Annotated in this window: 1 protein-coding gene; it reads right to left on the bottom strand. The window is 68.6% G+C overall.

All coding sequences use genetic code 11. The features are described from left to right. A partial coding sequence (locus JKG68_RS32570) for a 5-(carboxyamino)imidazole ribonucleotide synthase (protein ID WP_202066596.1) occupies positions 1-939 on the bottom strand: 939 nt, incomplete at both ends.

The raw sequence follows: 939 nt of genomic DNA, 5'->3' as shown, positions 1-939 counted from the left end.
CAGGATCTGCTCCCATTCGTCCGCATCGTGCCCGATGAGGTTGCGCATCTCGACCCGGCCGAGACGGGCCGCATCGCCCAAGGGCCAGCCGCAGACCGCCCGCACATGCTGCTCGAACTGCGACGTCACGGCGCCGCCCAGGGTCCAGTGGCCCGAATTGTGCACCCGCGGGGCGATCTCGTTCACCACGAGGCGTTCGCTGCCCCCATCGGTGACAAGAAACAGCTCCACCGCCAGAACGCCCACATAGTCCAGCGCCTCGGCGATGGAGCGGGCCGTTCGGAAGGCCTGGGCCTCGGTCTCGGGGGAGACACCTGCCGGAACCTGCGTGGTGGCGAGGATATGGTGACGGTGCTCGTTGGCGCACAGATCATAGGCCGCGAAAGCGCCCGACGCGGTGCGGGCCGCCACCACGGACACCTCCCGCTCGAAGGGCACGAAGCCCTCGATGACGGACGGGGCGCGGCCGATCTCCTCCCAGGCCGCGATAGGGTCGGTCTCCGGTCGGATCATCATCTGCCCCTTGCCGTCATAGCCGAAGCGCCGGGTCTTGAGCACCGCGGGCCGGCCGATTCGGTCGACAGCTTCCGCAAGTTCCGCCTCGCTTGAGACGGCCGCGAAGGGGGCGACCGCGATGCCGAGGCCGGCGATGAAGCTCTTTTCGAGGAACCGGTCCTGCGACACGGCGAGCGCCTGCGCGTTGGGGGCAAGCAGCGCGTGGGCGCTCAAGACGGCGGCCGTCTCGCTGGGAACGTTCTCGAACTCGTAGGTGACCACGTCCACGGCCTTGGCGAAGCGCACCAGGTTGGCCTCGTCCTCGTAAGGCGCGATGGTGACCTCCGCGGCCACCTCGAAGGCCGGGCTGTTGTCGTCTGGCGCGTAGATATGCGTTCTCAGGCCCAGCTGGGCTGCCGCCATGGCTATCATGCGGCCGAGCTG

The organism is Microvirga aerilata, from assembly GCF_016743775.1.
GTDB classification, from domain to species: Bacteria; Pseudomonadota; Alphaproteobacteria; order Rhizobiales; family Beijerinckiaceae; genus Microvirga; species Microvirga aerilata.
The sequence above is the reverse complement of the archived record's forward strand: the minus strand, read 5'-3'. Positions and strand labels throughout refer to the sequence as shown.